This window comes from Pseudomonas serbiensis (genome assembly GCF_030580745.1).
GTDB lineage: Bacteria > Pseudomonadota > Gammaproteobacteria > Pseudomonadales > Pseudomonadaceae > Aquipseudomonas > Aquipseudomonas serbiensis.
On sequence record NZ_JAUQOO010000004.1, the window covers coordinates 307,045 to 320,366 of the forward strand.

The following is a 13,322-nucleotide window of genomic DNA, read 5'->3' on the forward strand; positions in this document are numbered from 1 at the left end:
GTGATGCTCCTCAAACAGGTGGCGGGCCGACCTGGCCCTTGCGCAGCGCGTCGATCACGGCAGTCTTCGGGCCGTCGGCCACCAGCTTGCCGTTGTCCAGAACCAGCAGGCGATCCACCAGGTTCAGCATCGACATGCGGTGGGTGACCAGCAGCAAGGTTTTGCCGGGTATCAACTGATGCAGGTGCTGGCGCAGAGTGTCTTCGCTGGCGTTGTCCATGTGGCTGGTGGGTTCGTCCAGCAGCATGATCGGCGGATCACGCAACAATGCCCGTGCCAGCAACACGGCCTGACGCTGACCACCGGACAGCAACTGTCCGCGCTCGCCCACAGGCCGGTCGAACCCTTGGGGATGCTTGAGGGCCAGCTCATCGACGCCGGTAATGCGGGCGACTTCCAGCATGCGGGCATCGCTGGTGTGGCGAGCGCCGAGGGTCAGGTTGTCGCGCAGGCTGCCGGCCAGCAGCGGCAAGTCATGGGCGACGTAGCCGATCTGTTGGCGTAGTGCGGTGATTTCCAGTTGCCGCAGGTCGAGGTTATCCAGCAGCAACTGGCCTTCGTCGGGTGTGTAGAAGCCCATCAGCAGGCGTGCCAGGGTGCTTTTGCCGGAGCCGCTGCGACCAATGATGCCGATCCGTTCGCCCGGTTCGACGCTGAAGCTGATGTTGTTCAGTGCGGGTGCGCTTTGCTGGCCATATGCAAAGCTGACATTGCTGGCGCTCAATGCGCCCTTGAGTGGCGGGCATTGCAGTGGACGCTGGCGGGTGTCTCGCTCCTGAGGCAATGCCATCAGGGTGTCGGTGCTTTTCATGGTCAGTTGCGCTTGTTGATAGCGGGTGATCAGCCCGGCGATCTGGCCCAATGGTGCGAGCACGCGGCTGCCCAGCATGTAAGTGGCCACCAGCGCGCCGACGCTCAGGTTGCCCGCGATGATGCTGTAGACCCCGGCGACGATGGTTGCCATGCCGCAGAACTGCTGGATGAATAACGTGCTGTTGCTGGCCAGTGCGGCCAGATGCCGGGCGTGGTTGTCCAGGCGGGTGAGGGCGCCGTGGGTGTTTTCCCATTGGTGCTGACGCTCGCCTTCGGCATTGCAGGCCTTGAGGGTTTCCAGACCGCCGAGGGTTTCGACCAGCAAGGCTTGTCGTGCTGCGCCCAGGCTCAGGCTCTTTTGTACGGTGTCGCGCAAAAGCACCTGAATCGTCCAGGCAAAGGCAACGGTCAGGGGGAAGGCGATAATCGGGATCAACACCAGCCAGCCGCCCAGCAAACCGATAACGCCCAGCATCAGCAAGGCGAATGGCAGGTCGATCAGGCTGGTGAGGGTGACGGCGGTCAGAAATTCCCGAAGCCCCTGGAAGTCATGAATGCTCTGGGCAAAACCACCCACCGTGGCGGGGCGGTTTTGCATGTGCATGCCGATGATGCGTTCAAACAGAGTGGCCGAGAGAATCAGGTCGGTCTTGCTGCCGGCCTGATCCAGCAAGCGGGCGCGAATCAGGCGTAATCCCAACTCGAACAGGGTGCCGATCAGCAGCCCGATAGCCAGCACCCATAAGGTCGCGGTTGCCTGATTGGGCACTACGCGGTCGTAGGTCTGCATGACGAACAAGGGCACCATCAGGCCCAGCAGGTTGATCAACAGGCTGGCGAGGATGGCATCGCTGTAGAGCCCGCGAGACAGTTTCAACGTGTCACGAAACCATGTCTTGACCCTCGGCAGCAAAGGGGCGCGCAGCTGTTCCAGTTCATGTTGCGGACGGGCGAACAAGGCCTGGCCGGTGTAGCGACGGGCCAGTTCCTCGCGGCTGATCCATTGCTCGCCACCTTCGTTTTCACTGGGCAGGATCAGCGCCCGACCGTCTTTGCCCCAGCGACTCAGGACGGCACAGCTCTGCTGGTCGAGCAACAGCAAGACCGGCAGATTCAGGCTGTCGATGGCGTTCAGGTCTCGGCGCAGCCAACGGGCCTGCAATCCGGCACTGGCGGCGGCCCGTGGCAGCAGCGCACTGCTCAAGCGCTGTCGGTCCAGCGGCAGACCGGCACTCAGGCTGGCGCGACTGGTGTTGCAGCCGTGCAGGTTGCAGAGGATCAGCAGGCCATCGAGCAAGGGATCGTCGTCGTTCGGCACTGGGTCGAGGGCGGCGGACAGTTCCATACGATTCACAGGTGGACTCCCATAGAACAGATGATTCAACGTGTGGGAGGCAGCTTGCTGGCGAAAGGGCCAGTAAAACCGGCACATATGCAGTGCCTGCACATCTGACGTCGCCAGCAAGCTGCCTCCCACAAAACGGATCGGTTTTAATCCGGGGTGGTTTTATTTACTTCAGCGAGGGCAAGCGAGCCTGGTTTTCAACTTCGTTCAGCGCCACCGCTTCGGAAGGCAGCACCACGCGCTGTTTGCGCAGCAACTCTCCTTCGCTGGCCAGCACGCGATACATGGCCAGTTCTTCGGTGTAACGCACTTCTGTGTAACGGCGGCTGGCGTTGTACAGTTCGTTTTCGCTGTCCAGCAGGTCGAGCAGGGTGCGTTGGCCCAGACCGAACTGGTCCTGATACGCGGCGCGCACGCGGGTGGTTGAGGTCACGTAGTCACGGGCAATCGGGGTTTGCTGGCGGGCGTTGTTCATGGCGTTCCAGGCCAGCGACATGTTTTCGTTGAGCATGCGCAAGGCGTTGTTGCGGATATCCAGAGCCTGGCCAGTCTTGTAGGCGTTGGAACTCAGACGTGCCTTGTCCCGGTTGCCGTTGAACAGGTTGTAATTCATCACCACGGCGGCTCGCCATTCGTTGTCGTGGCCTTCCTCGCCTTGCAGGTTGTCATTGGCGCCCACGGCCAGTTCGGCATCGAAGCGTGGATAAAAGGGCGACTTGGCAATTTCATATTGCTTCTCGGCGGCCTGCACATCGGCCTGCGCCGACTTCAGATAGGGATTGTTGAGCAGCATGCTCTGCTGGGCATCGGACAGGCTCAGTGGAACCTCGCCCTTGATCGATGGCGGCGTCTCCAGCTCGTCCGGCAGGCGACCTACTGCGCTGGCAAAGCTGGCTTCGGCGTCCGCCAGTTCCACTTGTGCGGTATAGAAGTTGTTCTGCGCCAGCGCACGACGAGCCAGGGACTGGTCGCGATCCGCTGTGCTGCCCACGCCGCGTTCGCTGCGCAGGGTGATCTGGTCATTGATGCGCAGGTGAGCTTGCAGGTTGTTGCGGGCCAGGGTCAGCAGCTCACGGCACTTGAGCACTTCCAGGTAAACCTCGATGGCGCGCAGGGCCAGGCTCTGGGAAGTGCCTTGCACGTAATAGGCGCGGGAGTTGACCACGGCCTGGGTGCGGCCCACTTCGTTGGGCGTATTGAAACCATCGAACAGTAACTGGCGCAGGCGCAGTTCGGACTGGGTGTAGTTCAGGATTTGCGAGTCATGGCCGTAGAGGGCACGGGTGCTGGGGCTGTCGGTCTTTTGCCGACCGTAGGTGGCCACCAGATCCACTGTCGGCAGATAGCCGCCCCTGGCAACTTTCAGTTCTTCACCGGCAGACAGCCTTTCGTTCTTGCTGGCCTTGATTTCCGGGTGATGGTCGATGGTGTTCTGGATCGCTTCGGTCAATGTGATGGCTTGCGCTTGCGCACAGGCCACCGCAAGCACGACGGCGCTGTAAAGCGGTGTCAAATCGCGCATGAATACGTCTCCCTTCGTAATAGTGTTCTGCTGGTCAATAAAATGACTTTTTCGTGCAGTCAGCCGTGTCAGGCTTGTAACAACACAGCTAAGAACAACTTTTGGGAGAACTCAGACGTTTTTTTCATATGCATTATGCCGAAAAAAACTTATGCCATTTTCGGAATACAGACGATGGTTGTTTTTATCAGGCTCATTTATTCAGCCACTTAAGTGAAGAGTTTTAGAGTTTATTGGCTTTCGACGGAATTATGTCGACATGTGAAGGGCGTGAAATTACATGCAAAAACAACCTGTTGGTCAGGCGACGATATTTTGTCGTTAAAAGGTTGTCAGGGCTTTATCTGTTACGCAGGTGAGTCGGTTCAAGAACGGAGCCGAAGGTTTTCGGGTTCGATCATTACGAAAAATGGAGGGAATATGGCCAGGGTGATCGGTACGGTACGACAAGCGGTAGGCGATGTTGTAGCAGTGTCGAGCGGTGGAACTCAGCGTGTGTTGCTGGAGGGGGATCGGGTATTTGCAGGCGAGCAGCTACAGACAGGCGCAACCGGTGGAGTTGCCGTGCAGCTTGAGGGCGGTGGTGAACTGACGCTGGGCCGCGACAGCCGCTTGCTGCTGGATACATCGATTCTGGACGGCCAGCCTGTCCATGTGGAAACCCTCGACCCGCTGACCCCGACACTCGGGCTGTTGGTGAGTGTCGAGCAGGCCACAGGGCTGGACGCGGAGCCCGTGCAGAGCGGCGATGAAGCCGTTGGCTCAGAAGGCGGTGGGCATACCGCCGTGATCCTCAGTGAAACGGGAGCAGAGGTGACGCCTGTCATCGGCTTCCCGACTCAGGGCCTGACCATGGTGCCGCTGTTTCCCGAGGGGCAGGCCGAGTTCCTGCGCGGCGTGACGAGCGATCCACCCGTCACGGTGGTGATACCGCCGCTGGTGGAGCCCCCCGTCGTCGTTCCGCCCGTAGAACCACCGGTCGAGCCACCGATTGATCCGCCAGTCGAGCCTCCTGTCGATCACTGCGTCAAGGTGTCGTGCAGTGCGCTGACACTCAATGAAGCCAACCTGTGTGGCGGTTCGCAGCCCGATGCCGGGAAGCTGACCCAGTACGGCACTTTCACGGTCAGTGCGCCGGACGGGCTGCAATCCCTGACGGTCGGCGGTATCGAGGTGATTGTTGCCGGGGTCGTGGCGGGCTTTCCCTTGTCGGCACTCACCGCGCTGGGCAATAGCTTGAGCATTACGGGGTACGACCCGCTGAGCGGGCAGGTCAGCTATAGCTATACCTTGCTCAATCCCCAGGGACACCCTGAAGGCGAGGGCACCAATAGCATCGGTGAGCAGATCGAAGTGATCGCCACCGATCTGGACGGTGACTCGGGCTCGGCCCATCTGGATATTTCGATCATTGACGATGTGCCGCTGGCCGACGATATCGAGCTGGCTGTGCCGTGCCTGCCGCCAGGCTGCGATGACATGGATACCCGAGTGGCCAATGGCAGCCTGCTTGCGGGCGGTACCTTCGGCGCCGATGGCGGGTTCGTCAAATCCATCACTCTTGAGGGCGTGACTTATCTCTATGACCGCTGCGGTATCAGCGTCGTGGATGACACAGGCTGTGGCGGTTCCACTCTGCTCGGTTTCGATCCCGTTACTCACGAACTCACGCTGGTCAGCAGCACGGGCGGCACACTGCTGGTGAACATGGAGAGCGGCGCTTTCAGTTACACGCCGGGTGCTGTCGGGACCTCCATGACCGAGCAGATCGGTTTTGTGCTCAGCGACAACGATGGCGATCTGGCCGGAGCCGACCTGCTGATCCATGTCCCGGTGCCCCAAGGGCCTGAGGCCGTGGCGGACAACATCATCACCAACATTCTGGCCCCTTGCATCGAGGTGCCCGGTGCAGTGTTGCTGGCCAATGATCGTTCGCCCAATGGCGACCCGCTGAGCGCGACGCCAACGGTTTTCAATACCGGCTGGCGTGCGCCCGGCGCGGATTTCACGGCCTGCATGCCAGGCACTATCGAGTTCAAGGGGGCTCGGGACAAGGTCGAGAACCAGGTGCGGGACCTTGGCCGCAGCGACTTTTATTCCAACAGCGCCGTGACCGCGATGGTGTTGCTCAACGGCTATCTGGGCGCCTGGCAGATCGATACCTATAACCATCAGGACATCTTCAATATCGAGCTCAAGGCCGGTGAAACCCTGACGGTCGACACCCGCCATGTGTCCGATCAGGTGGGGCTGGCCTGGAAAATGGACAACGGCGAGTATCAGCCTCTGGGCGAGGGCGGAACGATCACCGCCACTGAGGACAATGTCTATCGCCTGATCCTGATTCATCAGCCTGATCCGGGCGTGATCAATAAAGGGCTCACTTACCAGATTGGCCTGACCATCGACTACAGCGCCGTCGATACCACGCCCACTTATCACGGCACTTACACCGCCAGCGATGCCCGTGGCGGCAGTGATGTCGCGCCGGTCAGCATCAGTTATCAGCAAGGGCATTCTCTGGTCGGTACTGATGGCGATGATGTGTTGCTGGCAGGCGGAGGAAATGACTGTCTGTATGGCGGCGATGGCAACGATCTGCTGATTGGCGGGGCTGGCAATGACACGCTGACCGGCGGTGCAGGTCAGGACACCTTCATGTGGCTGGCCGGCGATACCGGGCATGACCGGGTTGTCGATTTCACGTTCGGTGCCGACAAACTCGACCTGTCTCAGCTATTGCAGGGCGCAGGCGTGCAGGGTGATTCGCTGGATGACTATCTGCACTTCAAGGTTTCGGGCAGTGGCACAAACCTGGTATCGAGCATTGAAGTTGGTGCCAGCGGCAGCGCGGCAAGCCAGACCATCGATCTGGCGGGCGTTGATCTGGCCGGGCATTACGGTGTGACGACAGGCGCGGGCGGCTGGGTCGCCAGTGGTGCGGACACGGCTTCGATCATCAACGGCATGCTGGGCGATCATTCCCTGAAGGTCGATACGGTGTGATGTTCAAGTCTTGTGCAGGGTTTTCTGGCGAAGGATATAGATCGTCACCAGCACTGCACTGGCCAGCATGAAGCCGCGAGCCCAGGGTTGTGCTACCAGATAGCAGGACAGGCTGATGCTGGCCCACATCAGGGCAATGGCGTAGACCTTGCCCTTCAGGGGAATGCCGTTGCCGGCCAGATAATCACGAATCCACGGCCCGAGCCGTTTGTGATTGACCAGCCAGTTGTAGAAGCGTGGTGAGCTGCGTGCGAAGCAGGCGGCGGCCAGCAGCAGAAAAGGCGTGGTGGGCAACACCGGCAGGAAGATCCCGATGACACCCAGGCCTACGCTTGCCCAGCCGACAGCCACCAGCAGATAGCGCACTAGCCGGTGACGGCTGGTGCGCGGCAAGTCCTGCGCCATAGGCGCCGACTCAGTGGTGACGGGGCTTGAGGATCGCCGGTTTTTCGTCCGGGGCCTGGCACAGCAGGTACAGGGCGGTGAGGGCTTCGGGGATCTGGACGATCATGTCGTCCATCAGGTTGGCATCCGAGGCAATGTCGGAGAACTCCGGCTGTTCGTCGAACAGGCCCGAACCGACCATGATCGGCAACAGCATTTCGCTGACTTCTTCCTCGGCGCTCTCGAACCAGGCGTTTTCACGCAGGAACACGCCTTCCATGAAGCCGATGCACCAGCCGCGCAGGTCGGAGTCGTCCGGTTCGTCGCCCAGGTCCAGGTCGCATGGCAGCTCGAATTCTTCGTCGGAAGCCAGCTGGCGGGCGATATGCGCCTGCAGCAGGCTCAGGGTGGTTTCGATTTCTGCGCGCTGGGCTTCGCTGGAGTAGTGCGGTGGCTCGGAGAACAGAGCGTCGATCCACTCACGCTCCGGAACCTGCTCGGAACAGATGGAAATGGCGGTCAGATAACCATGAGCGGCCACGTAGTCCAGCGCCTCTTCGTGCAGTTCATCTGCATCGAGGAAGACTTGCAGGCGGGTAAGTTGCTCAGCGAAGGACATGGACGGACTACCTTGGAAAGAAAACAATGCTGAATTCTAGGCCCTGCGCGTCCGGGGCGCCAGCGCAGAGGTCGATCACAGTTAATTTTGACCACTCATGTCCCGGTCATCCTTTGCCTTTGATCGCTCGGGTATACTGCCGCGCTTTGCAGTGCAGCAGGACAATCTGGGGTTTTTATGCTCGAACAGGCACAACACGTACTTAAAGACATCTTCGGCTACGACAGTTTTCGTGGTCGTCAGGGTGCCATTATTGAGCGCGTGGCCAGCGGTGGCGATGCATTGGTTCTGATGCCTACCGGTGGTGGCAAGTCCTTGTGTTTTCAGGTCCCTGGCCTGTTGCGCGATGGTTTGTGCGTGGTGGTCTCGCCACTGATTGCCCTGATGGAAGATCAGGTCTCGACGCTGGACGAACTGGGGGTTTCGGCCGCCTCGCTGAACTCGACCCTGAGCCCCGAGCAGCAGCGCGAGCTGGCCAACCGGATTCGCCAGGGCGAGGTCAAGATGCTCTATCTCGCGCCTGAACGTCTTGTTCAGCCGCGCATGCTGGCCTTTCTGCAAAACCTGAAAATCGCCCTGTTCGCCATCGACGAGGCGCACTGCGTTTCGCAATGGGGTCACGACTTCCGGCCTGAATACCTGCAACTGGGGCAACTGGCCGAGCTGTTCCCGGATGTACCGCGCATCGCCCTGACCGCCACCGCCGACAAGCGGACCCGGGAAGAAATAGTCACGCGCCTGCATCTGCAGAACGCTGAGCGCTTCCTGTCCAGCTTCGACCGTCCGAACATTTTCTACCGCATCGTGCCCAAGGAGCAGCCACGCAAGCAGTTGCTGGCGTTTCTGTCCGAGCGGCGCAGCGATGCCGGTATCGTCTACTGCCTGTCGCGCAAGAAAGTCGACGAAGTAGCGGTCTTTCTCAGTGACAACGGCTACCCGGCGTTGCCTTACCATGCCGGTCTGCCTGCCGAGACTCGCGCCCACAACCAGAAGCGCTTCCTTAATGAGGAAGGCTTGATCATGGTTGCCACCATCGCCTTCGGCATGGGCATCGACAAACCCAACGTACGTTTTGTCGCGCACATGGACCTGCCCAAGTCTCTTGAGGCGTATTACCAGGAAACCGGTCGCGCCGGACGTGACGGCCTGCCCGCCGATGCCTGGATGGCTTACGGCCTGCAAGATGTGCTGATGCTCAAGCAGATGTTGCAGAACTCCGAAGGCGATGAGCGCCACAAGCGTCTGGAGCATCACAAGCTCGATGCGATGCTGGCGCTGTGTGAGGAAACCCGCTGCCGTCGTCAGACGCTGCTGGCCTATTTCGACGAAGACATGCCCAATCCGTGCGGCCATTGCGACAACTGTGTCGATGGTGTGCAGACCTGGGATGCCACCGAGCCTGCACGTCAGGCCCTGTCGGCGATCTATCGCACTGGGCAGCGTTACGGCGTGGGCCATCTGGTGGACGTTCTGCTGGGCAAGTCCAACGACAAGGTCGAGAGTTTCGGCCATCAGCATCTTTCGGTGTTCGGCGTCGGCAAGGCGCGCTCCGAAGGCGAATGGCGCTCATTGTTCCGGCAGCTGGTGGCACGCGGGCTGGCTGATATCGATCTGGAGGGTTACGGCGGCCTGCGTCTGAGCGACACGTGCCGCCCGCTGCTGCGAGGCGAGGTCACGCTGGAACTGCGTCGTGACCTGAAACCGCAAACCACCTCCAAGGGCAGTTCCGGCAGCCCGGCCAGTCAACTGGTGCGTGGCGAAGAGCGCGAGCAATGGGAAGCCTTGCGTGCCTTGCGTCGCAAGCTGGCCGAAGAACATGGCGTGCCGCCTTATGTCATCTTCCCCGATTCGACCTTGCTGGAAATGCTGCGCAGCAAGCCTGAAACCATGTCGCAGATGGCTCGGGTCAGCGGTGTCGGTGCGCGCAAGCTGGAGCGTTATGGCGAGGCATTCCTTGAGGTGCTGGGCGGGGCGGCAGAAGCGCCTCGCGTGGTGGCCGATGTGCGTCACGAACTGATCAGCCTGGCCCGCGCCGGCATGACGCCCGCGCAGATCGCCGGGCAATTGCAGTGCTCTGAAAAGAACGTTTACACCATGCTTGCCGAAGCCATCGGCAAGCAGCAGTTGTCACTGGAGCAGGCTCTGGATCTGCCCGAAGACTTGCTGGGTGAAGTTCAGGATGCCTTCCTCGATGGCGAAGGCGAACTGCCCGCCGTTGCGGAAATCGCCGGGATGTTCACCGGGCGAGTCCCCGAAGGTGTCCTTTATTGTGTTCGGGCGGCCTTGCAGTCCGAGTTCGAGATGTAAGCCGGACGCGACGAAACATCAGGGTGTCAGGCTTGCCTGAATACTGTGGGCATGATTAGCTCGCTAATAATTAGTTTCAACCATGAGTTTTCTATGCCATTGACTGATGAACACCGTTTCGGGTTGCAACTTGCGCATCTCACCCGAGGCTGGCGAGCCGAGCTGGACCGCCGTCTGGCCGGTCTGGGCCTTTCCCAGGCCCGCTGGCTGGTCCTGTTGCATCTGGCGCGCTACGAAGAGCCGCCGACCCAGCGTGAACTGGCCCAGAGCATCGGCGTTGAAGGCCCGACCCTGGCGCGTCTGCTCGACAGCCTTGAAGCTCAGGAACTGGTGCAGCGTCAGGCTGTTGTCGAAGACCGGCGCGCCAAGAAAATTGTCCTCAGTGAAGCGGCACGTCCCCTGATCGAGAAGATCGAGACCATCGCCAATGCGTTGCGCGTCGAACTGTTCGAAGGGCTGAGCGAAGAAGATCTGCGAGTGTGCATGAATGTACACGCACGGATTCTGGCCAATCTGGAAAGATCCTGAGGCGAGGCCACGGGTTCTCGCTCATACTGCTGACGGACAGTGAAGTCCATGACTGATTACGCCAAGATTTCCATAAGGGTTCGCATGCTCAAGAGTTCTCAGGCTGCTGTCGAGAGTGACGGTCGCACGCAGCGCAAGGTTGTAACCAGTGTTCACAAGAGTGTGGTGGCAGCCTCTTTCGTGCTGTCATCGCTGTTTTATTCGACACTGGCGTCAGCCCTGGGGCTGGGCGATATCACCCTGCATTCGGCCTTGAACCAGCCATTCGACGCCGAGATCGCGCTGCTGGAAACCGGCGGTCTGGGCCCGGAGGATGTCATCGCCAAGCTGGCCTCGCCCGAGGCTTTCGCCAGGGCGGATATCGAACGTTCGTTCTTCCTCAATGACCTGCGCTTTACCCCGATCATTAACGGTAATCGCGGCGTGATCCGCGTGGTTTCGAGCAAGCCTGTCACTGAGCCCTACTTGAATTTCATGGTGCAACTGACCCGGCCCAACGGCGACCAGTTGCGCACCTATACCCTGTTGCTCGACCCGGCCACCACCCCGGAAGGGCAGGCTGCGATACGTAACAGAAAACAGGAACGTGCAGCCCAGCCAGCGGCCGAGAGGCGCATGCCGGTTGCACCGCCTGCGGCTCAGGAGGGCAAGCGTTACACCGTTGTCGAGGGCGATACGCTCAACGCGCTTGCCCAGCGTCTGCAAGGGCAAGGCAAAACGTCTGCCAGCCAGTTGGCCGAGGGCATTCGCGCACTCAACCCACAGGCTTTTGCCAGTGGCGCCAACTCCTCCCTGAAAGTCGGTCAGGTATTGCTGTTGCCTGATGCGGCGGTATTGCCGAGTGGCTCACCTGCTCCTGCTGCAAAGACCGCCGCGACCGAGACCCAGGCCGCTGAGGCGCAGCGGACTGCCGATCAACTGGCTGCTGCTGCCATTGAGAGCCAGCAGTTGATCAGGGCAGTGGAAGATCTCAAGGTCACGACCCAGGAATTGCAGGAACAGTTGGCGGGCAAGGACAAACAGATTATTGCCTTGCGCACCGAACTGGCTCAGGTCCAGGCCAACCCTGCGGTCAACCCGGCTGTTGCTCCTGCTGCACCTGCCCCTGTGGCAGCGCAACCGGTGCAGAGCGATTCTTTCATCAGTTGGCCCGTTTTGCTGGGCGCGGTACTGATCGTCTTGCTCCTGCTGGCGTTTGCTTATTCAAGACGTCGTCATCAGCCGCGCAAAAACCTGGAGCCTATCGTTGCGTCGGAAGAGCCGCTGATCAAACCTGCCCAGTCGACAATCCTCCCGGTTTTCGAGGTGCCTGCCGTGGCCGAGCCGCAACCGGTCGCCGCTGTTGCCCCGTCCCCGGTCAGGGCGCCCGTTGCGCAACGTCTGGCTGGCGCGGCCCCGGATGCACTCGATGGCGTAAGCATCTATATCGCCTATGGCCGGTTCAGCGAGGCATTGGGGATCTTGCGCGGTGCTCTGGAAAAACAGCCGGAGCGTGAAGATATTCGTATCAGAATGCTTGAACTGCTGGCCGAGCAGGGCGATGTCGCCGGCTTTGCCAAGGAAGAAGAGGCTGCACTGGAATATGGCGTCGATGCCGGGAAAATCCAGGAGATCCGCGCACGTTATCCGCAGATGAACGTTTCCGTGCAGGCACCTGCCGCGGCCGCGGTTGTGGCAGCAGTGGCGACATCCCCGAGCCTTGAAAAAGCGTCGCCGCCCGAACCCGCTGCTCAGCTCGACGAAACGGCCGCCGCTGCGCTCAACCCTGAGCATATCGACGAGTTCCAGTTGAATCTGGACGACCTGTCGATGGATGCCAACTGGGATCTGGTCGATCCTTTCGACTCTCCGCCGACCCGCAGCAAACCGGCGGCTCCAGCAGTACCGGCCGCCCCGGAAGTGGACCCGGCGTTCTCCTCGAACCTTACCCAGTTGCCTGAAGTATTCGAGCTGCCCGACGATCAGTTCCTCAGCGACTTTTCCGAGCCTGAAGTCATCGAGCCGGTTGAAGTCATTGAGCCGGTCGATAGCGACTCGTTGAGCGACGACTTTCTCGACAGCTTCATGGATGACGATTCGGAATTCGACCTGCTGGATCTGGACGAAGCACCTCTGACCCGCATCAACGAGGCTCAGGTCCTGATTGATGACGGCGAGATCGAAGCAGCGCGGGAAATCTTGCTGCAAGTGATCGAAGAGTCCGACGAGCAGCACAAACAGATGGCGCGGGAGTTGTTGGCGGGGATCAGCTGATCGTTATTCACGAATGAATTCGCTCCTACGGTAGGAGCGAATTCATTCGCGAAAAGCACTCAATGCTTGCTGCTTTGCTCCGACATGGCCAGCAGTTGTTTTTCCTGGTTCCAGTCAAAAGGCTCGTCATTCTGTTCGGCTTCGTAACGGCGCTCTTCGAGTGCCTGATACATGTCGATTTCGTCGTCCGGCATGAAATGCAGGCAGTCACCGGCAAAGAACCAGAGCAGGTCGCGAGGTACCAGGTGGGCGATTTGCGGGTAGCGCTGGATCACCTGGCAGATGATGTCCTGGCCCAGGTACTGGCTTTCGATAGGGTCTTGCGGCAGAAGCGTGATCAGTTCGTCGAAGCGCTCCAGGAACAGCGCATGGCTTTCCTCGGGAACCTGATCGGCCTCGCCCAGCGCGACCAGAATGCTGCGCAGGTGCGTCAGCAGGCTGAGATGGTGGTCGAGAGTGGCGTCGGCCATGGTGTGATCCTCAAAGACAAAAACGAGCGCGAGAGTATAAGGCTCTGCGCGCTCGCTGTGGTAATGCACTGACAG

At 60.2% G+C, this 13,322-nt stretch carries 8 protein-coding genes and 2 pseudogenes; 5 read left to right on the forward strand and 5 right to left on the reverse strand.

Annotated elements, in window-relative coordinates; all coding sequences use genetic code 11:
• Window positions 1-10 precede the first annotated feature (10 nt).
• Both Q6A51_RS08040 and Q6A51_RS08045 read right to left on the reverse strand, forming a co-directional pair.
• The gene (locus Q6A51_RS08040) at window positions 11-2,158 is read right to left on the reverse strand and encodes a type I secretion system permease/ATPase (RefSeq protein WP_304574529.1); all 2,148 of its coding nucleotides are present in this window, start codon (window positions 2,156-2,158) and stop codon (window positions 11-13) included.
• Window positions 2,159-2,324: 166 nt separating this feature from the next.
• Window positions 2,325-3,680 carry a TolC family outer membrane protein gene (locus Q6A51_RS08045; protein WP_304574504.1) on the reverse strand — a complete coding sequence of 452 codons (1,356 nt, stop codon included), beginning with the start codon at window positions 3,678-3,680 and terminating at the stop codon, window positions 2,325-2,327.
• Window positions 3,681-4,100: 420 nt separating this feature from the next.
• Between Q6A51_RS08045 and Q6A51_RS27470 the strand changes: the two are divergent.
• Both Q6A51_RS27470 and Q6A51_RS27475 read left to right on the forward strand, forming a co-directional pair.
• Window positions 4,101-4,514, forward strand: a pseudogene (locus Q6A51_RS27470) (retention module-containing protein); the annotation flags it as partial.
• 1,524 nt (window positions 4,515-6,038) lie between these two features.
• A pseudogene (locus Q6A51_RS27475) lies at window positions 6,039-6,686 on the forward strand (type I secretion C-terminal target domain-containing protein); the annotation flags it as partial.
• A gap of 3 nt (window positions 6,687-6,689) precedes the next feature.
• Here the strand turns inward: Q6A51_RS27475 and Q6A51_RS08055 are convergent.
• Window positions 6,690-7,091, reverse strand: a complete 402-nt coding sequence (locus Q6A51_RS08055) for a YbaN family protein (protein WP_304574506.1) — start codon at window positions 7,089-7,091, stop codon at window positions 6,690-6,692.
• 10 nt (window positions 7,092-7,101) lie between these two features.
• A complete protein-coding gene (locus tag Q6A51_RS08060; RefSeq protein WP_200999758.1) occupies window positions 7,102-7,689 on the reverse strand; it encodes a UPF0149 family protein in 588 nt (195 codons plus the stop codon).
• Window positions 7,690-7,866: 177 nt separating this feature from the next.
• Between Q6A51_RS08060 and recQ the strand changes: the two genes are divergently transcribed.
• The 3 genes from recQ to Q6A51_RS08075 all read left to right on the forward strand — a co-directional run bounded on the left by recQ (window position 7,867) and on the right by Q6A51_RS08075 (window position 12,777).
• Entirely contained in the window at window positions 7,867-9,996 is a 2,130-nt protein-coding gene (gene recQ / locus Q6A51_RS08065) for a DNA helicase RecQ (RefSeq protein ID WP_201019264.1), read from the forward strand.
• Between the two features lie 93 nt (window positions 9,997-10,089).
• A complete protein-coding gene (locus Q6A51_RS08070; protein WP_200999756.1) occupies window positions 10,090-10,524 on the forward strand; it encodes a MarR family transcriptional regulator in 435 nt (144 codons plus the stop codon).
• 84 nt (window positions 10,525-10,608) lie between these two features.
• Window positions 10,609-12,777, forward strand: a complete 2,169-nt coding sequence (locus Q6A51_RS08075; protein WP_304574530.1) for a FimV/HubP family polar landmark protein — start codon at window positions 10,609-10,611, stop codon at window positions 12,775-12,777.
• Window positions 12,778-12,836: 59 nt separating this feature from the next.
• Here Q6A51_RS08075 and Q6A51_RS08080 read toward each other — a convergent pair whose 3' ends face one another.
• On the reverse strand, window positions 12,837-13,247 hold the full coding sequence (locus Q6A51_RS08080; RefSeq protein ID WP_025261029.1) for a PA2817 family protein: 411 nt from the start codon (window positions 13,245-13,247) through the stop codon (window positions 12,837-12,839).
• Window positions 13,248-13,322: the final 75 nt, after the last annotated feature.